The 23,616-nt window shown below is 67.7% G+C and carries 26 protein-coding genes and 2 pseudogenes; 12 read left to right on the top strand and 16 right to left on the bottom strand.

Annotated elements, in window-relative coordinates; all coding sequences use genetic code 11:
• Positions 1-104 precede the first annotated feature (104 nt).
• The 7 genes from ACFU8W_RS34965 to ACFU8W_RS34995 all read right to left on the bottom strand — a co-directional run bounded on the left by ACFU8W_RS34965 (position 105) and on the right by ACFU8W_RS34995 (position 6,088).
• Complete coding sequence (locus ACFU8W_RS34965; RefSeq protein ID WP_384046055.1) at positions 105-1,133, bottom strand: dipeptidase; 1,029 nt, start codon at positions 1,131-1,133, stop codon at positions 105-107.
• Between the two features lie 335 nt (positions 1,134-1,468).
• The gene (locus ACFU8W_RS34970; protein WP_384046059.1) at positions 1,469-1,909 is read right to left on the bottom strand and encodes a VOC family protein; all 441 of its coding nucleotides are present in this window, start codon (positions 1,907-1,909) and stop codon (positions 1,469-1,471) included.
• Positions 1,910-2,037: 128 nt separating this feature from the next.
• Positions 2,038-2,166: a hypothetical protein gene (locus ACFU8W_RS34975; RefSeq protein ID WP_384046061.1), complete on the bottom strand. Its 129-nt coding sequence runs from the start codon at positions 2,164-2,166 to the stop codon at positions 2,038-2,040.
• A 184-nt stretch (positions 2,167-2,350) separates the two neighbouring features.
• Positions 2,351-2,725, bottom strand: coding sequence for a toxin Doc (locus ACFU8W_RS34980; RefSeq protein WP_384046065.1), 375 nt, complete (start codon positions 2,723-2,725; stop codon positions 2,351-2,353).
• Complete coding sequence (locus ACFU8W_RS34985; protein ID WP_384046069.1) at positions 2,725-2,964, bottom strand: hypothetical protein; 240 nt, start codon at positions 2,962-2,964, stop codon at positions 2,725-2,727. The genes ACFU8W_RS34980 and ACFU8W_RS34985 overlap by 1 nt, the downstream gene beginning before the upstream one ends.
• A 134-nt stretch (positions 2,965-3,098) precedes the next feature.
• Positions 3,099-5,549 (bottom strand): beta-N-acetylglucosaminidase domain-containing protein, encoded by a 2,451-nt coding sequence (locus ACFU8W_RS34990; RefSeq protein WP_384046071.1) that lies wholly within the window; start codon positions 5,547-5,549, stop codon positions 3,099-3,101.
• A 272-nt stretch (positions 5,550-5,821) separates the two neighbouring features.
• Positions 5,822-6,088 (bottom strand): helix-turn-helix domain-containing protein, encoded by a 267-nt coding sequence (locus ACFU8W_RS34995; protein ID WP_384046167.1) that lies wholly within the window; start codon positions 6,086-6,088, stop codon positions 5,822-5,824.
• Between ACFU8W_RS34995 and ACFU8W_RS35000 the strand changes: the two genes are divergently transcribed.
• Positions 6,011-6,220 carry a hypothetical protein gene (locus ACFU8W_RS35000; protein ID WP_384046175.1) on the top strand — a complete coding sequence of 70 codons (210 nt, stop codon included), beginning with the start codon at positions 6,011-6,013 and terminating at the stop codon, positions 6,218-6,220. The two genes, ACFU8W_RS34995 and ACFU8W_RS35000, sit on opposite strands and share 78 nt — an antisense overlap.
• 17 nt (positions 6,221-6,237) lie before the next feature.
• Here the strand turns inward: ACFU8W_RS35000 and ACFU8W_RS35005 are convergent.
• Positions 6,238-6,565, bottom strand: a pseudogene (locus ACFU8W_RS35005) (helix-turn-helix domain-containing protein); the annotation flags it as partial.
• A 913-nt stretch (positions 6,566-7,478) separates the two neighbouring features.
• Between ACFU8W_RS35005 and ACFU8W_RS35010 the strand changes: the two are divergent.
• Positions 7,479-9,248, top strand: coding sequence for an alpha-L-fucosidase (locus tag ACFU8W_RS35010; RefSeq protein ID WP_384046074.1), 1,770 nt, complete (start codon positions 7,479-7,481; stop codon positions 9,246-9,248).
• A gap of 372 nt (positions 9,249-9,620) precedes the next feature.
• Here ACFU8W_RS35010 and ACFU8W_RS35015 read toward each other — a convergent pair whose 3' ends face one another.
• Complete coding sequence (locus ACFU8W_RS35015) at positions 9,621-10,754, bottom strand: DUF4190 domain-containing protein (protein WP_384046077.1); 1,134 nt, start codon at positions 10,752-10,754, stop codon at positions 9,621-9,623.
• A 205-nt stretch (positions 10,755-10,959) separates the two neighbouring features.
• Positions 10,960-11,274, bottom strand: a complete 315-nt coding sequence (locus tag ACFU8W_RS35020; protein WP_384046080.1) for a hypothetical protein — start codon at positions 11,272-11,274, stop codon at positions 10,960-10,962.
• A gap of 388 nt (positions 11,275-11,662) precedes the next feature.
• Between ACFU8W_RS35020 and ACFU8W_RS35025 the strand changes: the two genes are divergently transcribed.
• The 5 genes and pseudogenes from ACFU8W_RS35025 (at position 11,663) to ACFU8W_RS35045 (ending at position 14,394) form a co-directional block, all read left to right on the top strand.
• Positions 11,663-12,394: a hypothetical protein gene (locus ACFU8W_RS35025; RefSeq protein ID WP_384046083.1), complete on the top strand. Its 732-nt coding sequence runs from the start codon at positions 11,663-11,665 to the stop codon at positions 12,392-12,394.
• Positions 12,395-12,526: 132 nt separating this feature from the next.
• Complete coding sequence (locus ACFU8W_RS35030; protein WP_384046085.1) at positions 12,527-13,381, top strand: transposase; 855 nt, start codon at positions 12,527-12,529, stop codon at positions 13,379-13,381.
• Positions 13,378-13,845: a hypothetical protein gene (locus ACFU8W_RS35035; protein WP_384046088.1), complete on the top strand. Its 468-nt coding sequence runs from the start codon at positions 13,378-13,380 to the stop codon at positions 13,843-13,845. Before ACFU8W_RS35030 ends, ACFU8W_RS35035 begins: the two co-directional genes overlap by 4 nt.
• Positions 13,846-13,962: 117 nt before the next feature.
• Positions 13,963-14,109: pseudogene (locus tag ACFU8W_RS35040) on the top strand (hypothetical protein); the annotation flags it as partial.
• Positions 14,110-14,130: 21 nt separating this feature from the next.
• A complete protein-coding gene (locus ACFU8W_RS35045) occupies positions 14,131-14,394 on the top strand; it encodes a hypothetical protein (protein ID WP_384046178.1) in 264 nt (87 codons plus the stop codon).
• Positions 14,395-15,054: 660 nt separating this feature from the next.
• On the opposite strand, the gene ACFU8W_RS35050 is transcribed toward ACFU8W_RS35045, so the two are convergent.
• Positions 15,055-15,276 (bottom strand): hypothetical protein, encoded by a 222-nt coding sequence (locus ACFU8W_RS35050; protein WP_384046091.1) that lies wholly within the window; start codon positions 15,274-15,276, stop codon positions 15,055-15,057.
• 234 nt (positions 15,277-15,510) lie between these two features.
• Between ACFU8W_RS35050 and ACFU8W_RS35055 the strand changes: the two genes are divergently transcribed.
• Positions 15,511-15,897 (top strand): hypothetical protein, encoded by a 387-nt coding sequence (locus tag ACFU8W_RS35055; RefSeq protein ID WP_384046094.1) that lies wholly within the window; start codon positions 15,511-15,513, stop codon positions 15,895-15,897.
• A gap of 232 nt (positions 15,898-16,129) precedes the next feature.
• Here the strand turns inward: ACFU8W_RS35055 and ACFU8W_RS35060 are convergent, their stop codons facing one another.
• The gene (locus tag ACFU8W_RS35060; RefSeq protein WP_384046096.1) at positions 16,130-17,467 is read right to left on the bottom strand and encodes a PLP-dependent aminotransferase family protein; all 1,338 of its coding nucleotides are present in this window, start codon (positions 17,465-17,467) and stop codon (positions 16,130-16,132) included.
• 88 nt (positions 17,468-17,555) lie between these two features.
• Here ACFU8W_RS35060 and ACFU8W_RS35065 point away from each other — a divergent pair, with 88 nt between their 5' ends.
• Complete coding sequence (locus ACFU8W_RS35065) at positions 17,556-18,179, top strand: DJ-1/PfpI family protein (RefSeq protein ID WP_384046099.1); 624 nt, start codon at positions 17,556-17,558, stop codon at positions 18,177-18,179.
• A 236-nt stretch (positions 18,180-18,415) separates the two neighbouring features.
• Complete coding sequence (locus tag ACFU8W_RS35070) at positions 18,416-18,853, top strand: GNAT family N-acetyltransferase (RefSeq protein WP_384046103.1); 438 nt, start codon at positions 18,416-18,418, stop codon at positions 18,851-18,853.
• Here the strand turns inward: ACFU8W_RS35070 and ACFU8W_RS35075 are convergent.
• From ACFU8W_RS35075 to ACFU8W_RS35085, 3 genes are all read right to left on the bottom strand, one after another.
• The gene (locus tag ACFU8W_RS35075) at positions 18,829-19,761 is read right to left on the bottom strand and encodes a hypothetical protein (protein ID WP_384046108.1); all 933 of its coding nucleotides are present in this window, start codon (positions 19,759-19,761) and stop codon (positions 18,829-18,831) included. The genes ACFU8W_RS35070 and ACFU8W_RS35075 overlap by 25 nt on opposite strands.
• 541 nt (positions 19,762-20,302) lie before the next feature.
• Complete coding sequence (locus ACFU8W_RS35080) at positions 20,303-20,629, bottom strand: helix-turn-helix domain-containing protein (RefSeq protein WP_384046113.1); 327 nt, start codon at positions 20,627-20,629, stop codon at positions 20,303-20,305.
• Positions 20,629-21,255: a tyrosine-type recombinase/integrase gene (locus tag ACFU8W_RS35085; RefSeq protein WP_384046117.1), complete on the bottom strand. Its 627-nt coding sequence runs from the start codon at positions 21,253-21,255 to the stop codon at positions 20,629-20,631. Before ACFU8W_RS35085 ends, ACFU8W_RS35080 begins: the two co-directional genes overlap by 1 nt.
• Before the next feature lie 40 nt (positions 21,256-21,295).
• Here ACFU8W_RS35085 and ACFU8W_RS35090 point away from each other — a divergent pair, with 40 nt between their 5' ends.
• Positions 21,296-21,649 (top strand): Tn3 family transposase, encoded by a 354-nt coding sequence (locus tag ACFU8W_RS35090; protein WP_384046120.1) that lies wholly within the window; start codon positions 21,296-21,298, stop codon positions 21,647-21,649.
• Between the two features lie 128 nt (positions 21,650-21,777).
• Here the strand turns inward: ACFU8W_RS35090 and ACFU8W_RS35095 are convergent, their stop codons facing one another.
• Entirely contained in the window at positions 21,778-22,341 is a 564-nt protein-coding gene (locus ACFU8W_RS35095) for a dihydrofolate reductase family protein (protein ID WP_384046123.1), read from the bottom strand.
• Positions 22,342-22,547: 206 nt separating this feature from the next.
• Between ACFU8W_RS35095 and ACFU8W_RS35100 the strand changes: the two genes are divergently transcribed.
• Entirely contained in the window at positions 22,548-23,591 is a 1,044-nt protein-coding gene (locus ACFU8W_RS35100; protein WP_384046126.1) for a tyrosine-type recombinase/integrase, read from the top strand.
• Positions 23,592-23,616 lie beyond the last annotated feature (25 nt).

Below are 23,616 nucleotides of genomic sequence, written 5' to 3' on the forward strand. Positions count from 1 at the left end.
TTCGCAGGGAGCGGTATTCCGGCCTCGCTGGCTCAGGACCGCACAAGCGCATGGGGCCACGCATGAACCGGCGCCCAGGCCTTGTGACGGATGCGGGCGGTTGCTCAGGCTGGCTGGCCGAGTGCGGTGTGCAGGAGGTTCAGCACGTTGCCGCCAAGGATCTTGCGGATGGCGTCGTCCAGGACGCCTCGCTCGGTCAGCGCGCGAGTGACCAGGGGCAGGCCGCTGGGGCCTTCGAGTCCGGGCAGGGCGAGTTCGTCGGCGTCACCTGGTTCCTCGCAGCAGCGCCGGATGAGGTCCTGGTCGACTTCCTTGATGAAGTCGGGGCCGAGACCCACGCGGTCGATGCCGATGACGTCGGCGATGTGCAGGATGTGGTCGACGACGCGGTCGACGGTGCGCTCGGCGGAGTCGGCGGACAGGAACTCGGGATAGAAGTTCACGCAGACGATGCCGCCGGTCGCGGCGATTCCCCTGAGCTGGTCGTCTGTGAGATTGCGGTGGTGATCGCACAGGGCTCGCGCACCGGAGTGCGTGGCCAGCACCGGGCGGGTGGCGAGCTCCAGTACGTGCGCCACCCCGGCGGCGCCCAGGTGGGAAACGTCGAAGAGGATGCCGAGGCGTTCCATCTCAGCGAGCGCCTCCACCCCGGCAGCGGTGAGTCGGCTGCCGGCGGCGTCCTCGCCGCTGCCGTCCGCGAGCGCGGTGCGACCCAGATGGGCGATGGACGCGATCCGTACGCCGAGCCGGTGCACCGTCGCGAAGAGCTCCACGTTCGCGTCGAGCCCCGGAGCGCTCTCCAGCGCCAGGACCAACGCAATCTTCCCGTCGGCCAGAGCGGCATCGATGTCGGCGCCGTCAAAACACAGACGCACGTGGTCACCGTTGTGTTCAGCGATCGTGTGCGCACACTCGACCATGCGGAGCGTCTGCCTCAGAGCACCGTCGGGGCGGTACTCGTCGTCAATGAAGACCGGCAGCACCTGCAGGCCGACGCCGCCCTCGCGGAGCTGCGGCAACCATCGCTCACGGAAGAAGGCCCCCCAGCGCCGCGGTGGCCGCGCGGCCACGGCCATCAGAAGATCGTTGTGGGCATCGGCCACGAGGGCGCTGCGATGTAGCTCGGCGGACATACAGGGGCCTTTCGGATCACATTCCCGCCAATAGTCTCAGGTCCACTCGAGTGGTCGACGCACCCGTTCTGGGCGACCCTCGACGGCGGTGTGGTGGCGGCGCGGATGGCGCTCAAGCACGCACACGAAACTGCCCGGGACGGGGCGGCGTAGTCGTGTCCGCCCCTGGGTCGATATCCCGCCTCGACGAGCTCCGGGCTCTTCAGGAGTGGCTGGACTGGCAGTTGCGCCAGACCAGGCCGGGCGGGTCATGTCACGGGCCGGCAGCTCCTGGCTGATCGGGCGGTTCAGAACCTCGATGATCTCGTTCGGCTGCATGGTTCGGTTCCTCCTTCTCAGCGCAGTTGCTCGGCCAGTCCGACGATGATGCCCTCCGGGCCGCGGAGGTAGCAGAGCAGATAGCTGTCCTCGAACCGGGCGATCTCGCCGACGAGTTCGGCGCCGTGAGGGCGCAGGCGGGCAACGGTGTCCTCGATGTCGTCGACGGCGAACATGACGCGGTGCGTGCCCAGAATGTTGTGCGGCCGGTTGCGCGGCCCGGCGCCGATCGCCGCGGGGCTGCGGTACTTCGCCAGCTCGAGCCGGCTGTGACCGTCCGGGGTCCGGACCATCGCGATGTCACAGCGGACGCCGTCGAGTCCGGTGCACTGGTCGGCGAAGGGGCCCTCGACCTGCGCCCTGCCCTCCAGCTCCATACCGAGTTCCACGAAGAACGCGATGGCGGCATCCATGTCCTCGACGACGATGCCGACGTTGTCCATCCGCTGAATCGCCATGCTGGTCTCTCCTTCTTCCTCGTGCGGCCGGTGGTGGCCGTTGATGTCCCTGGGACGGAGCCGGTGACACGTTCTCGACATCCGCAGACCGCCGAACTCCGAAGAATCTGGATCGCGCCTCAGCACCGCTACAGCAGACCCACGAGCCAGGCGCCACCACCGAGGGTGACTGCGGCGCAGGTGGCCTCTCCCATGAAGACGATCAGCCGCAGCGTGCCGTCCCCGCTTGTCCATGCTTCCTCGACGATTCGCAGCATGCGCGCTTGAGCATTGCGCCTCCCCAATGAAGGAACTGGCCGCACACCAGGCGAAGCTTTACCCGGTCAAGCACCAGTCGGCCGTTGAGGTCTTGGCGAAGCCGGAGGTTGCATGGCCCTGGACAGACGCCGCGTGCAGACAGCCGTGATCGGCCAGTGGCGTCGCGCGGCGGGCGAGCAGCCGTCAGATGCGCCAGGAGCGGATGTGGTCGCCTGCCTGGTAGACGTCTGCCTTGCCGGACTGGATGTCGCGGACCAGTTGCACCAGGGCACCGTACGGAGGGTCGATGCCCTCGCCCGAGGCGTGCATGTAGGCCGCGGCGACCTGGCAGGCGTACAAGGAGTTGCGGTACGGCAGTGGCTGGAGCCGGACCAGGGTGTGCAGCAGAGCGGCTGCGCGCCAGGCTGCGTCGGGTTCGGCGGTGGTGGGGCGCGGGATGCGGGTCTTGTGGCGGGCGACGGCTGAGACGAGAGCGGAGTAGTCGGCGACAGTGACATCTTCGGGGACGGCCTGCTCCTGGACGTCCAGGAGCCAGGGGACGTCGATGTAGAGGACCATCAGGCGGCTTCGGCTCCCTGCTGGCGATCAGCCGGCGGCATCTCGTCGGGGAAGGCGTCGTCGAACTCGCCCCGGTGCTGCTCGCCCCAGGAGATGGCGTAACGGACGAACTGCAGGCGCTGCTGTTCGCGCAGCGGGAGGTCGTGGACGAACTGCTTGAGGGACTTGCCCTCGGCGGCCGCGGCTGCGCGGACCGCTTCGAGTTCGTCATCGGTGAAAGTGATGTTCAAGGACGGCATACCCCAATGGTACCTAGTAGGTACCTGAAGGGCCAGGGGTGCGTATTCCGGCCGACCCCGGTCCGGCGCGCGGCCGCCCGGCTCAGGGGCGGCCGCGTACGGTCCGGGCGGTGCGTGGGACGGCGGTGTCAGCCCTACTTCACGCGGCCGAGGACCTCGACCTCGGCCATGTTGAGTTCCACCGGGGTCTTGGACGCGAGCCACACCCGAACGTAACGGCCCCGGGTGTTGGTCTCGATGGTGGTGGGGCCTGCGGCCTGGCCGGTCTCGTGGTGGCTCCAGACGCCGGGCGTGCCGAGCTGTTCCGGGAGCGTTCCGGAGAAGGGCTGGTCGGACACCAGGACGTAGTAGTCCTTCGTCCGGTCCGCGCAGCAGTCCGTCCGGTTGTAGATCTTGATCTTCTCGAGATCGGCGCTCGTTCCGAGGTCGACTTGCCACCACGGCTGCGCTTCACGGCCGCTGGTGGTGGAGAAGTTGAAGCGGTCACCGTCGACAGCCTTGTCGGCGCTGAAGGGGAAGGTCCCTCCCCAGTCGTAGTCGGAGATCTGGGTCGCCGTCTTCCCGCGGGCGAGTTCACGCAGGGGAGGCAGTCCCATCGACTCGTCGTGGAGGTTCTCCACGCGCGTGACGAAGTCCTCGATGAAGGGATCGCCGATCTTTACCGGGCCGAGCTGGTGGTGCTCCGCCGGGTCGACCGTGACCTGCGAGGCGGCGGCGGCAAGGGAAACCATGGACTTGCGCTCCTTGGCCGCCTCGGCCGCGTTCCCGGCATCGATCGCGGCGAGGGCGTTCAGTCCGTGCTCCATCGCTTGTCCCCACAGTTGCGTGGCGTCCAGCCAGCGGGAGGCGTCGGAAAGGAACAGCTTGTCCGGCACGCCCTCCCGAATGGCGGCCGGCGCCAGCGTCACCGCGCGCACGGACGGGCGGAATCCGCTGATCGCGGCCCGCGCATCGGTTCCGTACTCATGCCAGAAGCTCTCCAACTCCGCGCCGAACACCGGCGCCTGGGGCTGCCACAGCTCGGAGCCGAAGGTCGGGGCGGCGTGGTTGAGGTCGACGAACACCTGCACCGCGTCGGCCGTGCGCTGGTCCCCCGCCGCGAGGTGGAGGGCGGCCTGGCGTCCGGAGCGGGCCCGGTCATAGCCCCGGTCGTTCCACGAGAAGTCCGACATTGTGAAGACCGCGAGCTTGCTGGCGGCCTCCTGGTTCATCGGGTTGGAGACAATGCCGCTGAGATGGTCTGACAGACCGGGCTCACGCTTGTCGTAGGGCGCCAGCAGCAGTCGCCCCGCGGTCCGGCCGAAGTCGTTGACCGGGTAGTTGTCCCACACGAAAACCTTGCGGCCGAAGAGTTCGGCGGCCTTGGACGCCTGCGCGTTCGTGATCTCCCGCGGAACCACGTCCGTCCCGGTCCACATCACCTGCACCGCGGGGTCGAGCGTGGCACGGATCGTCTGCTTGTACGCGGTGTCGGTCAGGTCGCCGTACTCCGTGGGGACCATCTGCAGGGGGTTGGCGCCGGGACGCTCGGCGATGAAGTCGCGCTGCACCGTGTTCAGCAGGCTCACCTGGGCGCGGGCCGCCGTGCCGCGGCCCGGAGCGCCGAACTTCTCACCGTCGCCGGGGCAGTTCCAGCGTGTGTAGCTGATGTCGTCCAGCGGGATCGAGAAGGACTGCACGCCCGCGTCGAACAACGCCCGCATCTTGTCGGTGAGCGCCTTGGTGTCGGCGGGGTCGGAGTAGCAAATTGAGGCACCGGGTGAGACAGCGAAGGTGAAACGTACGTGGTCGGCCCGTGCTCGGTCGATCAGTTCGCGCAGTTCGGCGAGCTTGGCCGGCGGGTAGGGCTCGCGCCACTTGTCCCGGTGGTACGGGTCGTCCTTCGGCGCGTAGACGTAGGTGTTGGACTTCATCTCACCGAGGAAGTCCATGTGGTCCAGACGCTCGGCCGCCGTCCACGGTGGTCCGTAGAAGCCCTCGATGGTGCCACGCAGTGGCATCGACGGGAAGTCGCTGACTTGAGCGCCCGCCACCTTCCAGTGGCCATCAACGTGCTGGAAGAGTTGGCGCAGGGTCTGCACGGCGTAGAACTGGCCCGCGGCGTCCGTGCCCCCGAGGGCGATCTCCGGATGCGACTGCCGCCCTACGACCCGCAGGGCGTATCCCTCGGCGTGGCCGGGGACAGGGGTGTCGCCCAGCCTCTTCGCAATGTCGGGACGATCGGCGGATCCCAGTCTGACGGTGAGCAGCCCGTCGGATGCCTGCGGGACGCTGCCGGGGGAAACGCTGTCGACACGCGCGGCGCCGTGCTGCTTGAGCTCGCGAACGAGGCGGTCGCGGGCAACCGCATCCGTGCGTGCGTCCGCGACCACGAGGACCCGTCCGGTGACGGTCACATCGTCGCCCGAACGGGACATGGACTGCGGAGTCGGGGAAACGAGCGGCAAGGGGCGGGTGCCCGCCGGGGCCGCACCCCGCGCCTTCGTGGGTTCCGCGGCCTGTGCGCCGGCTCCGGACGTGAGCACCCCGAGCGTCACACAGCTTGCCATGGCGATCACGACGAAGGGCGGTATGCGCCTTCTCATGAAACTCCTCCAGTTGATCTAGACCATTTTCGATGAAGGGCTACTGCACGAACTCGCCTCGCTGTCAGGGCGTTCGGCCTGCCGGCTTCAGCAGGCGCCGGTGTCGGACCGCAGGGCCGGGCCAGGCTGTGCTGAGGCGAGTCGGGCACGTCATGCACCGATGACGACCACGGGCGCGGTTCCTGCGCACGGCGGGCAGGACCGCGGGCACTCCACGTGCTCCCTTCAGCAGGACCTCGTCCAGGACGCGCGCCACACTACCTCCAGGTGGTCTAGTCCACTAGATGTCTGTCGTGAAGTTGCCCACTGCTCCCCGAACAGCCGTCCCGGCACACGGCGACCTCGATCCGCGCCGGCCTCTGCCGCAGCGTGTTGCGGTGGCTATACAGCTCGTGCGCGGTATCGGCAGCTGAACAGCGGTTACCCAAGTAGGTCTCAAGGGTCGTCGACAGAGCGGCACCGTGCCGCAAGTCGTAACGGACGACCTCGGCGATCCTGGTACTGGCATCGCGCAGCTCCTCCCCTATGTCGAGAGCCACGCGGGGAAGCAGGCGCAGATGAGCGACATCCTGATGGTGAACCATGGCTTGTACGTCACCGAGCAGTTCGACCCATTCAAACGCGGACTCGGCACTTTTCACGCGGTCAGCAACTACACGCCCGCTCCGTAAACCCCGGCGCCAGACCGGCTCAGGGTCGTTCGGGTGGCCAGGGCCAAGATGCTGTCCACGTCAGGCCCCGGCAAAGACGGGGGGCGTCTGCTGCTCGGGCTCCGGCACTGGCGGTGCCTCTCGCTCGGCAACCACGAGGGCCTGAGGCGTCTCCCACGCTCGGCGGGCAAGCCCGAGCATGTGCCCTGGGATGCGCAAGCCGTCAGCGATGCGCTCGATCACGTCCATGTGCTGCAACTGGCGCTGCCCTGCGATTACTTCGCCGACCCGACTGGGGGTCAGCCCGCAGCGCCTGGCGATCACGGTGGGATAGATACCCGCCTTGGTCTTCACCATCCGGAAGACCGCCGAGTTCGCCTTGACGCTGTTCACGGACCTGTTCGCGGCAGGTGCGGGAACAGTAGCGGCGGCGGTGTCCCTGTGCGGGAACGAAGACATTCCGACCGCAGCCGGCGCAGTCGAACACGCAATGCGTTTGCGGGTCGCCGTCGTCGGGTGAGAGGAGCCGCTGACGGTAGGCCTTCGTCCGGCAGGCAGCCGAGCAAGTCCGCCGGACGGAGGCTTTGTTGTGTAACGGCAGGATGATGCCGCAGCCCCTGCAACGTGAGTGCCCCAGGAAGTCGCTGAGTTCGGATGGATCGCGCCCAGTGACAGCGGCGAGACGCTCCCATTGGACAAGGCCCCGCTGATCGGGCGGCTCCCGGAGAACCTTGCGCAGGTAGTCGGCCTTGATGCAGTTGGCCTCAGCGAGACGTTCGACGAACTTGTCGCGGCCGTCGTCGGCGATGGGCCTGATCCGGAAGGGCAGCGGGACCAGCTCGGATCCCGTCCAGGTTCGGCTGGTCAACGGGCAACCCCCGCCACGGACATCTGCGCGATGACATCAAGGGGGGCGTTCACCAGGCCCTTTTGGTGATCTTCTCGGTGCCGCTGAGGATCGCGTCGGTCGCGGATCTGACGCGAGAGCGCGCCGATCATCCCGCCGGTCCGGTCATGGCGGCCGACCTGGCTTTCCTCTCCCCCGGTATCGGCTCGATCTTCCGAGGCGGCTGGTGGCCCGGACGCTGGGGCTCGCCCCGTCCAATGCGGCCTGTCGACGGCATACCTCCGATGACTTCAGCCCTCTCTCGCTGCAAGCTCCCTTGACAGGCTTCATTAGGCAGCCTCAAGATCCATAGAACCGATGTTTGAGTGCTCAGTCGGATGCCAGGAGATCCCACTCGCACACGGCTGCTGAAGCAGCGGAAGGACAGTGACGATGCACCCCCAAGTCACCAGATTGACCAGAAGTTTAAAGGCGGCGTTCGCGACAGCCGCCCTCGTGGCCGGTTGTGCTCTGGCCGCTGGCAGCCCGGCCCAGGCCGATCCGGCCCCCAAGCCCATCGATGCCTACCCCGCAGCGATCCCGCTGAGCACCGACACGAACACCGCGAACTGGGAGAAGCTCCAGTTCGGCATGTTCGTGCACTGGGGCATGTTCTCCTCCTACGGTGGCTACTACAACGGGGCGCAGCAGACCATCGGCTACCCGGAGCAGATCAAGGCGTGGATGAACATCCCGACCTCCGACTACCTGGCCGGCGCGCACCAGTTCACCGCCGACAAGTTCGACGCTGCCCAGTGGTGCGCCACCGCCAAGGCGGCGGGTGCCAAGTACTTGGTGCTCACGTCGAAGCACCACGACGGCTTCGCCATGTGGGACACCGCGACCACCGACTACAACGTCGTCGCTCAGACACCGTTCGGCCGTGATCCGATCAAGGAGCTGAGCACCGCCTGTCGCGCTCAGGGCATGGGCTTCGGCCTGTACTTCTCCATCATCGACTGGACGTTGCAGACCCCCGAGCCGTACCAGAACCTCAACCCGATTCCCGACTCGATGATGCCGTACATCAAGTCGCAGCTGACCGAGTTGCTGACGAAGTACGGGCAGCTCGACGAACTGTGGTTCGACATGGGCAAGCCGACCGCCGCGCAGAGCGCGGAGATGGCGGCGACGGTGCACCAGTTGCAGCCACAGACCATGGTCAACTCCCGGGTCTGGAACAACAAGGGCGACTTCGAGGTCGGCGGCGACAACTCGGTGCCGACCAAGCAGCTGCAGGCGCCGTGGCAGTCTGCCTACTCGATCTTCCCGAAGTGCTGGGGATACTGCTCCTGGCCGAGCGCCGATCGCTCCGACGCCTCCAAGAAGTCCAAGACCACTCAGCAGGTCAGGTCCCTGTTCACCGTGACATCGGGCGGCGGCAACTACCTGTTGAACGTCGGACCGCAGGGCAACGGTGCGATCGACGACTTCCAGGCCGGTGTGATGGCCGGAATCGGCGCCTGGAATGCACGCCACCCCAACGCCGTCGAGGGTGCCCGGCCGACGCTCTACGGCCGGATGTCCTGGGGCGACAGCACGATCAAGGGCAACGCGGTCTACCTCGGCGTGAGCAGCTGGCCGAACGGCGGTGGCGACATCAGGCTGCCCGGTATGGCCAGCACCATCCTCGACGTCACGGTGGACGGCACGGCTGACCGACTGCCGTACCGGATGGACGGCAACGACCTGGTGATCACCCTGCCGGCTCAGCCGACCGATGCCGACCTGCCGGTCATCAAGGTGTACACGGACGGTGCGCCGCTCGTGCGGCCGGCCGGCACCGCCGTCAGCACGGACCGGCACTTCTCGATCGCCGCCGGTTCTCTGACCAGCCGCCTCTCACCCATCAACGGCGGCCGCGATGCGTCCTCCGTGACCGGGTGGCTGGCCGGCCAGGATGGCAACAGCGGTTGGAACGCGGCCAGGGTCACCGTGGCCGGCACGTTCAAGGCGGACACAAAGTACCGGATCACCCTCGGTGAGACGTCCGTGGTGGCCACTGGAGCGCAGCTGGCTGCCGGAGCGGTGGACGGCCTTCGGTACCGATCGCAGCGGATCACGCCGATCACGATCGCGCTGGCCGACCCCGACTACTTCGCTGATCCGTTGGGGGCGACCGTCACGAGCATCACTGTCGACGGCTACCGCGTGAACTCCTGAGCGTCCGACCTCGGTGCCGACTTCCCTCCCGAGCCGGCACCGGGGTCCTCGCTCTGCGCGAACGCCGTGAACTCCTGCAGCTGATCCGCTCAATGCCGCGGGAGGAACGGCGTTCCAGCTTCGCCCCAAAACCGCTCATGCCCCTCCCGGGCGGTCCGGGCGCTTGGGTCATCCGCATGCTCCAGTACCGCAACCTGAACTGGACGGGTATGGCGATGACGCTTGCGTGCGTGACGCCCACGTACCTGTCAGCAGCCACGTACGGTGTGATTGCCTGCCGCAAGGAAAGGAATGGTCGTTGGTCCCGCCAGGCCCAACTCGCCCCGCCGCGAGAACAGCCACCCTGTCCAGCATGCCCCGGCCGCTCCCGACTCAGACTCCCTCTCCCCTGTCGGCCGCCGCGTTCTCGGGAACGGGAAGCCCCACGCCCGCCCGAATCTCGGCGTCCAGTCCCACGGTCACCTCGTTGTCCCCTTCCGCTTGCTTGATTGCCGCCAGGAACGCGCTGGTGTCCGCGGCCCGCGCGGCCTGCTCCCAATATGGAACGGCCGCCTCGAAGATCACCACGATCTCCCCCGCCGGCCCCCGAACATCGCCTGGCAGCCCGCCTCGGGCTTCCCCGAGCATCCGGGCAGCCTCCGCGTACGCTGCGGCCATCTGCCCGGCCCATCGACTTGCTGTGGCCAGGTCCTTGTCGGGCCCCTGCTGAGGGGCCTGAAGCTGTGCTTCCAACAGTGGCCGGAACGCCGAGATGTACGCGTACTGGGCCGGTTCGAAATCGCTCTCGTCCTTCCGTATCGACTCCTCCAGATCCCCTTGCGGTTTACCGGCCCAGCACAGGACGGTGCGCCCACCACGCTCCCATCCGCCGTGGTCCGGGTAGTAGAAGTACGTCTGCAACCGGCCGTGAGCCGTGAAGTCCATCGCATAGTCCAGGAGAAGCGCCCCGCACCGATCGCGAGAGGTCTTCATGACCTCTTCCGTACCGGGAAACGCTCCCTGGCCGGTCAGCTCGAAGCTGCCATAGATCTCGCCACGGTGCGGCTCCTCACAGGACAGCCGCTCCGCCGTACCGTTCCTGAGCGATCCCTGGTTGTCCTGCGACAGTTCAGTGCCCGGGGTGAAACAGTCCCCCGTCTCCAGAGCGAAGACGCTCATCCCACTGCCATCCCTGACCGGCCCGCCCGGTGAGTTACTCGACCAGACCGAAAAACGCAGCGCCCCGACCATCATCAAGAGAGCGAGAACCAGCACCAATCCGGAGACGGCGATGCCGGCCACCGCGAGCCCCCTGCCACGCTCGCCACGGCGGGATATCCGGACCAGCGCAATGATCCCGAAGACCAGCCCCAGGGGCGCCAGACAGATGAGAGAGACGACCAGCGACGCGATGGCGAACCCGCTGACCGGCGACGACGGGACCATCTGCGGCCCGGGCCAGGCAGGCGGCCCGTAGGAGGGCGGCTGCCCCGGCGGCTGGGGCTGATTCTGGGGCGGAAGGATCATATGCGCAGCTCACTCTCTCGTTCGCTGGGGAGCCCGTTCGTGTCTCCGTCACTCGCGAATGGACCGTACTGTCGCTTCCACGAGGAATCACAGGGTCGCAACCATCCAGCTCACGTAGCGGTACGTTGCCGGACCCCGGCAATCACGCCTGCCCTCCAAGCCAGGGAAACCGAGTAACTGTCAAGAGTTGTGGGTCAGTAGCGGCTCACCGAGATGTGCGGCTCAGGTGCGCGAGACCTTGGACGGCGCCCAGGCGGGTGTGCAGGGTGGGCTCTGGGACCGGAGTGTTGGTGAGCAAGAGAACCTGGACCTCCGGGTGTTCCGGGGTGTAGAGGTCGTCCTGGCTGTCATCGCCGGAAATGGAGTTCGGCTGGATCTCGATGCGTCCGTAAGCGCCCCGGGCGAGGTGGTAGACGCCCCGGTAGTCACTTTCGCGCTCGGTGAAGACCACATCAAGGTGGCCGGTGACGAGGTGGACCAGTTCACTCGCGGTGTGTGTGCTGGTGTCGTAGTCGGTCATGGTGGCCTGGCCTTATGCCGCGAGGTTCTCGGGGCGCTCGAGGAGCTCGCCGCGTTCGAAGCGGGCTCCGGCCCTCACCAGGGCGACGAATTGAGGTCCGTTGACGGCCCGCCATCGAGCCTGCGCGGGCTCGACGATCTTGAACTGGCTTCGTCCACGAGAATCGGTTCTGGCACAACTTCCATTCAGCGACCACTCTGAGTGATGACCGGGGACTCAGGGCAGCATCGGAAGTCGCCCGAAAATCAGCTGCCGCCGCGCCCGTTGGGCGGAAATTCCGGTCCGTGGAAGAGGCCTCGACTTTCGACGTTTTCGCGGGGTCACTCTGGCGAGTGTGGCTGTTGGCGTTTGGGTCCTGCGGTCTTGGCGGGGGTCGTAGGGTGAGGCTGTGGATGAGCGGCTTGTAGAGCAGGTACGGCAACTGGACCAGCAGGGTCGGTCGGCGAAGGCGATTGCCAGGACGTTGGGGGTGAGCGTCAGGGATGTTGTCGGGGTGCTCAACGGTGCCGTGCAGGTCTCGGCGTTGGCGCGTGACGAGCCGCGTTGCTGGGTGAACGCGGGCTGGAGCCGCAGCGTGGATCTTGAGGGTGCGCCGCAGTGGGCGGCCTTGGACCCTGGGGCTTCTGACACCGAGGAGGTGCGTGGCCTTGTCGCCGTGCTCGTCGCCGCGGACAGTACGCGCTCCGCAAAGGCGCAGGTCGCCGGGTTCCTACTGGATGTGTGGTGTCTGGGGGTGAAGAACGCGCATGCTCCGGAGCCGATGGGCGAGAGGCAACTGAGCGGGCACCGGGCGGTCTACTTCAGCGCCTTCGAGGGACATGTGCCGGTTCCTGCCGCGCTTGCCCGCGCCCTGGTGTTCGGTGCCGCCGCCTACGCTCGCGACCTCGGGTTCGATCCCGAGGCGGACTTCGAGGCCGCCGCCGCTGTCCTCGGTGAGCCCGCCGGCCCCTGCCCGATCCGCTTCGGCCGCGATGGCAAGCCCTTCTACGTCAACGGCCCCTATGACGATCCCGAGGCGGTGGCGCGGACATTGCGGCGCGCCGTCGGTGACGACGGCTTCCACTGCGCCATTGCCTTCCCCGAGCAGCCGCGGCGTCGGTTGTCCTGGTCGCGCCGGTAGGCCGCACCCGGGGCGCGGGATCCGGACGGCGATCACCTTGACGGGTGAGGCACCGAGTGTTCGGGCCCGTGGTGGGCGGGGCCGCGGCAGCATCGGGGGTGTGGCGACCGCGCCCGGGGAGGGATACCTGCGATGCCGACTGCACCCGCTTCGCTGTTCGCCGTACTGGAGTTGGTACGGGGCAACTTCACCGCACCGACGTTCCGAACCTTCACGGCGCTGGTCACTGGTCTGATCGCGCAGACCTGGCGGTGCACGGTGACCGGGATACTCACCGGCGCCGGGTTGACGCGCACTTGGTCCCACGACCGCGCCCACGCCTCCTTCTTCCGCGCCCCGTGGAGCCCGGACATCCTGGGCATCTCCCTGTCCCACCTGATCGTGCGCCACCTGCTGCCCGCCGGTGCGGTGCTGACGGTCGCGGTGGACGACACGCTGTTCAAGCGGCGCGGGAAGAAGGTGTTCGGTGCGGCCTGGCAGCACGACGGCGCGGCCACGGGCCCCACCCCGGTCGGCTGCGGGACCTGCTTCGTCGCCATCGGCCTGGTCATCGAACTGCCCTTCCTGGCCAGGCCAGTGTGCCTGCCGGTGATGGCCCGGCTGTGGCGCCCGAAGCAGGAGCGGAGCAAGGTCGACATCGCCGCGTCCATGCTCCGCCTCCTGGCCGCCTGCCACTGGGACCGGCGCATCCACGTCGTCGCGGACGCCGCCTACCACGGCAAGCACTCCGGAACCTCCCCGCCACCTGCACCTTCACCACCCAGCTACCCGCCGGCGCTGTGCTGTACCACCTGGCCCCACCGCGCACCGGCAAACGCGGCCGCCCCGCGCTCAAGGGCACCCGCCTGGGCACTCCCGGGGAACTGGCCGCCACCCTCACCTTCACGTCCTTCCAGGTCACGCGCTACCAGCGCATCGAGACCGTGCGCCTGGCCGAGGTCACTTGCCTGTGGTACGGCTCCTTCCACACCCAAACGGTTCGCGTGATCTGGCTGCGCGACGACGACACGGACACCGGCTACGACCTGGCGCTGGTCACCACCGACCTGATCAGCCCCGCTCCCGCGCTGGTCACCCGCTACGCGTGGCGATGGTCGATCGAGGTCACCTTCGCCGAGGCCCGCGACCTGCTCGGGACAGGCCAGGCCCACAATCGCACCCGCCACGCGGTCGAGCGCACCGTCCCGTTCGGCCTGTACTGCTACACGATCACCGTCGTCTGGTACGCACTGCACGGCCACCACCCCAGCGACGCCGCCGACCACCGCGAACGCGCGCCCTGGTACACCACCAAGACCGACCCGTCGCTGTCCGACATGGTGGCAAAGCTCCGCCGCACGATCATCGCCGCCCGATTTCTGCCCAACCGCCCAGGTCAGCCCACCGATCAGGAAATCCGTGCCGTCCAGCAGGCATGGACCGCCGCCAGCCTCAGCACCACCGCCGCATAACCCACGGACCCATCAGAACGTCGAAAGTCGAGAGAGGCTGCACTCCGGTTGAAAGAGCTGTTGTTCCCGTCGATCGCAGACATCGAGGTGCTGTCGGTGGACGTGGACATCGAGATAGTGCGTGTTGACGCGCAATGCACCACGGTCAGCGCCGCCTGCCCGGCGTGCGAGGTCTGGTCGACCCGGGTTCACAGTTCCTACCTGCGGTTTCCCGCTGACGCGCCGAGCGCCGGACGAAGCGTCGTACTCCAGTTACGGGTTCGGCGGTTCCGGTGCGGGAACACCATGTGCACGCGCCGGACCTTCGTGGAGCAGATATCCGGCCTGACCCGCAGGTATGGCCATCGGACCGAGCGACTGCATTCCACCCTGGCCGCAGTCGGTCTCGCCCTGGCTGGCCAGGCCGATGCCCGGCTGGCTGCCGTCCACGCCCTGCTGAAGGCGGGACACAGCCGACGTTCGGTCCAGCAGCAGCTCGGGATGTCCTGGCGAACCGTCAAGCAGTTCGCCGACGTCGCGACGCCGGAGGAGTTGTTCACCGGGCAGTAGCAGAACCGCCCCTCGGTCCTTGATGACTACAAGTCCTCATTCCTCTGTAACAGCTTCGGCTGAGCTCCTCACAGCTTTGCCGGACTGTTCGAGCGCGGGACTGTGACGCCTTCCTGGACCCCGGCCTGCGAGGCCTCCTAGGTAGAGCGGTGACGCCCGGCGTCGTCACGGTCACCACCACCGGACTGAACTGCCACTCGTTGGAGTTGATGGTGCGAGCCCGTTTCATGGTGACCTCTTGCCAGCCCTGAGCCAGCGAGTTCTGGGCAAGACCGAGGCCCGTGAGGCGCGCTGGCGCCGCGAACGGCTTGTGAGATGTCGGACCGAAGAGTCCTGGAATTAGGGAACCGCGCGGCCCGCATGCGCTCGTCGCCCATGTGGCCCTGGTGGTATCCGGCGGCAGCTGAGGGCAGTTCCGTGCCCCCGGGCGGACTCTCCTCGGAGGCACGCGCCGCCGACGCGGCCCAAAAGGGCTCTTCACCTCGTCGGCATCGTCCATCTGGTCAGCACGCTGATTCCCCACAGGCAACAGCCCCGTTTCGGCGCTCAGGGGCGGAGGCGGGCGCCGACAGTCCTGTCCAGGGCCATCACCCCACGGCCAGAGCTCAGCGCCCGACCACCGCTCCCTGCCCGGCCGGACCACTCACAGAGCAGTCCTGGTCAGGAGGCCTTTGACTCCAGGTGGTAGGTCGTGTCGACCCAGAAGCCGTCCGTGGCCCTGGCCTTGATCTCCAGTACGTACTGGCCGGGAGCCAGCGCCGCGATGCCGCCCCAGATTCCCCACGCGTAGCGTTGGGTCAGCCCCGTCCTGAACGGCGCGGAGAACTCCTGCAGCGGCAACGGAATGCCGTTGAGCGATGCCGTTGCCTCTGCCACCGTCATGGACTGAGGGACCCTACGCTCAGGAACTCCTCTCGAGCGGGGCCGCGACACCGGCCAGCACCTCTTCGACAGGCCCGTGGGCGAAGTTCGCATACACCTCTGGACGTGCGGAACAGATCCGGAAGGCGCAGCCGACCGTGACTTGGTGCTGGTCACGGCCCCACGGGCGAGCGGGCGCCTGCTGCTGCGGCAGTTGATGAGGATCTCCGAAAAAGCTCCCGGCTGGCCCACGCGGTGGGTCACTACAGTCTGTCTGACGATGCCGACGGCTGGCCGGCGAGTGTTGAACATGCCGCGCCTTTCCTGTCTATCGTCGTTAACGCTCTCGGGCCGGAAGAGGCCAGCGCCTGGATCGACGGCGCGCGACGGGCCCATGCCCGGGAGAACAAGGCGAAGCTGGCCTGCACCTACAACTTCGGCTTTCCGCACTACTTGACACTGGAGCTGGGCGACTTCGAGAACACGCTGGCGCGGGTTGCCGCGTGGGAAGCCCTGAAAGCCGTCCATGAGCTGGCGCGTCACGAGAACACGAACCTGGACATGCTGCTCGACTGTGCACGGCGTGCTGCTGCACGGGAGTCGGCAGCCGTCGGAACCACCGCTGTCGCCGCCCAACGGTAGTAGGGGCAATCGGAGGCGCTGCTGCCACTGTACGACCGTGCTGCACGTGCAGCGCCCGTGTGCGGTCAGGGCGTTGCCGCTCCGGGGTGAGCGCGGCTGCGGCGATTGACAACTTTCGATTCGGGCTGCACCGGGCCCTACGGAAGCCACGAGGTTTCCGCAGGCCTCCAGCGCCGACGACCTTTCGTGGGCAGACGCCGGTGCGGGCAGGAATCGGCTGATCGAGGGGCGTTCAAGCGTAGGCGTCCTCGACGGCGACTCGTCGTACTGTACGCAGCGTCAACCGGAGGCTGTCCAGATCGGTTGAGCCCAGGGCGAGGCGGATCGCCTGCGGTGTGTGGACCGAGGTGGTGAACGGCTCGGCCATGGATACCGAGATGTGCTGACGGGCGAGGGTCGCGGTCAGACGATCGGCGCGTGCGTCGTCGGGCAGCGGCAGCCAGGTGAAGTAGGACGAGGGGTGGCTGATGAGTGGGAGCCCTGCCAGCTCTTGTCCGGCGAGTGCTTGGCGTGCCTTCGCGTCGTCTCGTTTCTGCGCCTCCAAGTGGTCCACCGTGCCGTCGTCGAGCCAGCGGCAGGCGATCGCGGTGGTGAGGGCCGGGGTGTTCCAGGTGGTCACCCGAATCGCGCGTTCGAGCGACGGCACCACAGACAGCGGGGCGACGACGAAGCCGACCCGCAGGCCGGTGGCGACGCTCTTGGACAGTCCCGAGACGTAGACGGTGATGTCCGGCGCGGTTGCGGCCAGAGGTGGTGGTGGGTTCTCGACCAGGTAGGCGTAGGAGGCGTCTTCGATGATGAGCGGGCCGTGCTGTCGAGCGATCTTGATCAGGCGGGTTCGATCGGTTGCTGGCATGACCCAGCCCAGAGGGTTGTGCAAGGTGGGCATGGTGTAGATCGCGCGCACAGGGCGGGTCGCGCACAGCTTTTCGAGGGCATCGAGATCCGGTCCGTCGGCGGTTGCGGGTATGGGCTCCAGGTCGAGATGGAAGGCGTGCGCGAGCACCTTGAAACCCGGGTAGGTGAGTGCGTCGACCGCGACGACGTCGCCGGCGTTGAGCGCGGCCATGACGGTGATGGCCAGGCCGTGCTGCGCACCGCTGGCGATGAGAATCCGGTCCGCATCGGTGGTGATTCCCCGGCGCCTCAGGTGCCGTGCGATCGAGGCTCTGTCCTGGGGGCGCCCTCGATGGGGTTGGTAGCGCAGCAGCGAGTCGAGATCGCCGGAGGTGGCCACCTCGCGCAGGGCCTGCCGGAGGAGATCGGCCTGTCCGGGCAGCGACGGATAGTTGAAGTTGAGGTCGACCGCGTCGGTGGCGACGGCCTGTTGGTCGATGCCGTGGCCGGCGGGAACCGCGATATCACGCACGAACGTGCCGCGGCCCTGTTCCCGGCTCACCAGACCCATCGTTTCCAGCTCGGCGTACACCCGGGTCGCGGTCACCACGGCGATGCCCTCACGGGCGGCGAGCCCGCGGTGTGTCGGCAGCCGCGCACCCACGGCGAGCCGCCCGGTCCGGATGTCGGCGGCGAACACGTCGACCAGTGTTTTGTACCGTGAGGCTGGCATGCACCGGATTGTATGCATGACAATTCTTTGACTGTCCTGTTCGCGGCTCCTTACCGTCAAGACCCACCCACCCGGAAGGACAGCCGCCGTGCACATCGCCATCCTCACCTTCGAGGGCTACAACGAACTCGACTCCCTGATCGCGCTCGGTGTGCTCAACCGCATCAAAACCGACGACTGGCGCGTCACCATCGCCACCCCCAGCCCCAAGGTGACGTCGATGAACGGGGTGGTCATCGAGCAGATGTCCACTCTTGAGGAGGCGTGCGCCGCTGACGCCGTGATCGTCGGCAGTGGCATCGCCACCCGCGAGGTCGTCGAAGACCCGGCGATCATGAACATCCTGCGCAACCTGGACCCCTCGCATCAGCTCATCGCGGCACAGTGCTCCGGCGCGCTCGTGCTGGCCAAGCTCGGCCTGCTCAACGACATCCCCGCCTGCACCGACCTGACCACCAAGCCCTGGGTCATCGCCGCTGGCGTCGAGGTACTCAACCAGCCCTTCTACGCCAAGGACAACATCGCCACCGCCGGCGGATGCCTGGCCTCGCACTACCTCGCCGCCTGGATCATCGCCCGCCTTGAGGGCAAGGAGGCCGCCGACGGTGCACTGCACTATGTCGCCCCGGTCGGAGAGAAGGAGGAATACATCGAGCGCGCCTGGCGCAACATCACCCCCTACCTGCCCGCTCCCGCACGGGCGCTCGTCTGAACACCAGTCGCAAGCGGCGACCGGCCGGAAACTTCCTCACCGGGGTTGAGGAACATCCATGTCAGATCGTGCGCTAAGCCGACGTCGGCCCTGGTGGGCGGCTGACGGAGCGTCGGTGACCGGACCCGTCTGAAGACTTGGTGGTAAGGACGGCTATTCGTTGGGGGTGAGTGGTCGGCAGCGACCCATCCCGCTGGAGTGACTATGCAGTGTCGGTCGACGGATAGGTTCCTAGTATGGACATCCGTGTAGAGATCATCCGGGCGGCGAGTCAGGAGCTCGTCGACGCCTTCGGCAGGTTGCTTCCGCAGTTGTCTTCGACCGCCAAGCCCCTGGACTACGAGGCGCTCGACCGGATGGTGACTTGTGATGCCAACACCGTGCTCGTTGCCCGCACTCCTGACTCGATCGTCGGCACCCTGACGCTGGTGCTGTTGCCCTTGCCGTCCGGCTTGCGGGCCCGCATCGAAGATGTGGTCGTGGACAGCGCAGCACGAGGTCAGGGAGTCGCGGGCCTTCTCACCCAGGAGGCCCTGCGGCTCGCCCGGGAAGCGGGTGCCCGGACGGTTGATCTCACTTCCCGACCGGATCGAGCGGCGGCGAACCGGCTGTATGAGCGTCTCGGCTTCCAGGTCAGGCAGTCCACGGTCTACCGCTTCGCGATCGACGCGTAGGCGAGGTAGTCGGTGCCGGCTCGTTCCGCGTAGCGCATCGCGGTGGTGGCGCTGATGCCCAGGGCGTTCGCGAGGACGGAGGGCGGGGCCTCGCGGATCATCTGCAGCCAGGCGCGCGACCGGGCGGCCAGGGGCCGGATGTCGATCGCGCGGAGGATGTTCGCGACGGCGTGGACGTGCATCGGGTGGCCCGGCATGAAGCCGGGAAACAGCAGTTGGGAGGTGGGGTTCGCAGGTGTGTTGAGCCCCGGTCGGGCCGTGAGGTGAACGCGGATCACGGCTGTCGCTGGTTCTGGCACGTACAACCGGTCGGAGCCGAAGCTGACTTGGAGCCCGTCGGGACCATCACGTAGTTGATCGGTGCGGAGTTGGACGATGCGGGAGAGGGGCTGGTCGAAGAGGACGAGCATCAGTCCGATGGCCCGGTGGGCGGCGGGCAGGGTGTCGTGGAGCAGGAGCGCCCGCAGGGTGTTCAAGTGCTCGTCTTCGCTGGCCAGGGGGCTGGTGCGGCTTGTCGGCAGGGGGAGGGTGATGTTGCGGACGAGACGTTGCCGGATGGCCCAGTAGAGGAAGTTGTTGGCGTGCTGGCGGGTGGTGGTGCCGTTGCCGAACCATGCGTCGATGTCGTGTTGGGTGCACTCGTCCAGTCGGCGGCCTCGGTTCCCGAGCCAGTGCAGGAACTGGGTGGCGACGGTGAGGTGCTGCTTTGCTCGGACGAAGGCGCCGGCGGTCACTGGTGCGGTGCGGGCCTGGTCCCGTAGTCGCCGCTTCAGGTGCCAGCGGCTGTAGCGTTCGATGAGGCGGCGCTGGTCGGGGTCGTTGATCGCGTCGAGTTTGGGGGTGAGCCAGCGGTCGAACGATGCGAGGTGCTCGTCGCGTGGTGGCAGGCAGCGGTGGGTGACGAGCAAGCCCCGCAGGTACTCGACCGTCCGTGACGCTGGCAGGCCGTCCAGAGCCTCGTGGCTGAGGGCGATGGTCGTCGGCCAGGCCGCGCAGCAGTTCGCGGACGCGCGGGTTCTGGTTGATCCAGGTGCATCCGGTGTTAGGGCGAGGCATGTCGATGATGGCCTGGGCCAAGGGCTGCAAGGGCTCGGGTATGGCACCGTCTGGGCCCGCGAGGAGGGTGCTGACCCTGACGGCGAGCAGGCAGCGCCAGCAGATTGCCTGGGTCGGTGGTCATGGCTTCGTCGCCGCAGCGTTTGCAGTGGACGTCCACAGGGACGTCGCTGCACTGGGCGCAGAGGAACCGGCCGTCCGGGTCGACGCCGGGGAGGATGCCCTGGTGGCCGCAGTGCGCGCAGGTGCCCTGCCGGGTGCGTGCGGCTCGGACGCAGTAGCGGCAGACGAGGCCCTCCGGCCAGCGAGTCGGCTTGGGGTAGCTGTCACCGCAGCGGACGCAGGCGGGCCAACGGCCAGGATCAGAGGTGTACTTGCGCGGGCGGGGCACTGTCAGTCCTCCAGGATCCGGGCCCGCTCGGGTTGCAAGTTCGTCTTGAGGTCGATCACCGTCGCCTCGTCAGCCGTACGCTTGCGCCGGTCCGCCTCGACATAGGGCTCGATCAGATCCCCGGGTGAGCAGTCGAGGATGTCGCAGAGCGCGGCGGGCACTGGCAGCGACAGCCGCTCGGGCTGGTCGGTGGCCAGACGGTAGACCTGGGCGGTGGACAGGTTGATGCCGCGGTCGCGTAGGAGCGGGATCAGCTCGGTTGTCTTCCAGATGTTGTGAGCGGCCATGATCCGCCGCAGGTGCCAGTGGTAGCTCAGCCGCCGGACCATCAGATGCCCTCCTTGCCGGTGGCGCCAAGCGCCCTGCCGATCGTCCCGTCGCGTACCCGGTGCAGGGTGCGGGTGCGGAGGTCGGAGGACACCGAGGTGTAGAGCGAGGTCGTGGAGGCGTAGGAGTGCCCGACCTGCTGCTGGACGAGCAACGGGTCGTAGCCGGCCTCGATCAAGTGCGTCACGTAGGAGTGGCGTAGGCAGTGCAGGCTGAGCTCTGCGGGCAGGCCGAGCGCGTCCCGGTAGGCGGCGAAGCGGTCACTCAGGGCGCCCATGTCCAGCTGCTGAGAGCGCTCACTCGGCCGCAAGGCGGTGCTGCCCGCGGCCGTTTCGAACAGGTCCCGATAGCCGTCGTGCCACTGCTGTATGACCTTCACCGACCAGGGAAAGACGGTCAGGACGCTGCGGCGCTTGGGGGCAGAGCCTTTGGACGCCTTGCCCCAGCGGACGTAGATGACGCCCAGGTCGCCGAACTCGGGTGCGTGCGGGTTGCAGCCGAAGTCGGACAGCTCCAGTTTGATCACTTCGCGACGGCGCAATCCCCAGGCATAGGTGGCCTTCAGGGCCGCCGCATCACGCATGGTGGTCAGCCAGCCCTTGCGGTCCGAGGCCCGGGCGGCGGCCACCTGATCGTCGGCGTAGTCGAAGAACTGCTGGAGCTCCGCTTTGGCCCGCTACCTGCGACTTCGGGACCTTCAGCGGGAGATCGAGGAGGGCCTGAACGTGATGGAGTCCTCCAACGGCGCGAACTCCGTAATCGCCTACGGCAAGGGCGGGGAGATCGCCTCGAACCGGCGCGACGAGCAGGAGATGTTCGTCCTGTGCCTGCGCATCCTGCAATCGGCCCTGGTCTTTGTGAACACCCTGATGCTCCAGGGCATCCTCGGCGAACCGGAGTGGGCGGACCTCCTCACGCCCGCGGACCGGCGCGGCCTGACCCCGTTGTTCTGGTCCCACGTCCGGCCCTATGGCGAGGTGAAACTCAACATGACCAGCAGACCCCCGCTCAGCACGAGCTGACCGGTGTCTGGTTGGGGATCCCTTACATGCACGGCCTGTGATCCGGCAGGGGTATCACGATCGCGTCGGAACACAGCGCCGCGAGATCCTTGGGCGCCCGAAGCCCGCGCCGATCCGATGTCGAGCGCTCAGCGCTTGGTCTCGTACCTGGTCAGGACCACGCCGTCGGGAAACGTCCGGGTCTCCACCAGGGTCAGGTTCACCCAGTTGTCCAGGGCTGTGAAGAACGGCGTGCCGCCGCCCACCAGGACCGGATGGGTGACGATCGCGTACTCGTCGATCAGCCCGGCCCGCATGGCCGCCGCGGCGAGTGTGGCACCGCCGATGTCCATGGGGCCGCCGTCGTCGGCCTTGAGCCTGGTGATCTCGGTGACCGCGTCGCCGGTGACCAGACGGGTGTTCCAGTCGACCGTGCTGGTCGTAGAGGAGAACACCACCTTCGGCATGTCCCGCCAGCGGTCGGCGTACTCGATCGCCGCCGGTGTGGCATCCGGCTGCTTGTCGGCGGTCGGCCAGTGGGAGCTCATCGTCTCCCACAGCTTGCGCCCGTACAGCGCCAGGCCCGTCGCGTCCACCCGGTCGGACCACCACTGGAACAGCTCGTCGCTCGGCACGCTCCAGCCGAGGTCGTCGCCGGGCGCGGCGATGTAGCCGTCCAGGCTCATGTTCATGGCAAAGGTCAGTTTCCGCATGGCGTCAGCCTCCCGTGAGTCGGTATTTGGCGTACAGACCAGCACGGCGCGGAAAAATCATCGGTCAGGCCACACTGCCGCAGTAAATACCGGATTTACTGCGGCGGAGCCCCTACCGTGATCATCGCGACCTGCGGCGGGTTCCCCGGCCGCCGCAGGCGAGGTGTACGCATTTGCTGCGGCAGTGCCGGAAGGGCGGGGCCAGCGTGGCGATCGAACCGGTGACCGAACTCGGAAGCGGGGGCGCGCTCCGGCTGCCGTGCGCCCGGGTGGTGCCCCTGTCCGCCCCGCCCGCGTCGTGCACCGCGGCAGTCGAGCGGTACCTCACCGGTGCGGGCATCGCGAAGTCCTTCGCGCGGATCTACCGGATCTCGCTGACGACGTGGGGGTGGATGCTTGCCGGCGAACCGGCGCCGACCGGACCCGCCCGCCGGGGCGCGAAGCCGCCCGTCTTCCCCGTCGCCGCGATCGACGACCCGGCGCTGCCGGAAGTGCTGGCCGAGCTGGCGGCGGCGCGGGCGGACGAGATGGACGCCGATACCGTCAACCGGGAACTGTCCATCGCGCGCAAAGCGATCGGCTGGTGGCAGCGCCAGGGCTGGATCGACGGCGACCCGACGATCGGCATCGAGCGGCGGCCGGCACCGCCGGACCGCACCAAGGCCCTGGCCGAGAACGAGATCGCCGCCCTGTGGCGCCTGGACGTCGCCCTGCGGGAGAAGACGTTCTGGAAGTTGCTCTACGAGTCGGCGGCGCGGGCTGATGAGGTCCTGTGCCTGAACGTGGAAGACCTGTACCCGCAGGACGAGCGCGGAAAGATCACCGCCAAGGGCGGGGCCACGGAGTGGATTCACTGGCAGTCCGGCACCGCCCAGCTGCTGCCGCGACTCATCGCCCGCCGTACCCGCGGCCCGCTGTTCCTCACCGACCGCAAGGCCCCGGCCGGGACGCCGACATTGGATGTGTGCCCGGAGACCGGCCGGGCCCGGCTCTCCTACCGCCGGGCCGATGAGATCTTCGAGGAGAACACCCCGGCTGTCGGCCAACCCGCTCGCCTCACCCGAGGACATCGAGGACCTGGACGGCTGGACGCTGCACCGGCTCAGGCACAGTGCGTTGACACACCATGCGGAGGACAGCACGTCCACGCCGATGCTGCTGGCCCGCTCCCGCCGTGCCTCCGTCCGTTCGCTGGAACGCTACGCCCGTCCCGGAGTCGATGCCGTCGCCCGTCATGTCGCCGAGCGTGACCCCGCCGCACGTCGCCGGACGTGA

The organism is Streptomyces sp. NPDC057565, assembly GCF_042801455.1.
Lineage (GTDB): Bacteria > Actinomycetota > Actinomycetes > Streptomycetales > Streptomycetaceae > Streptomyces > Streptomyces yanii.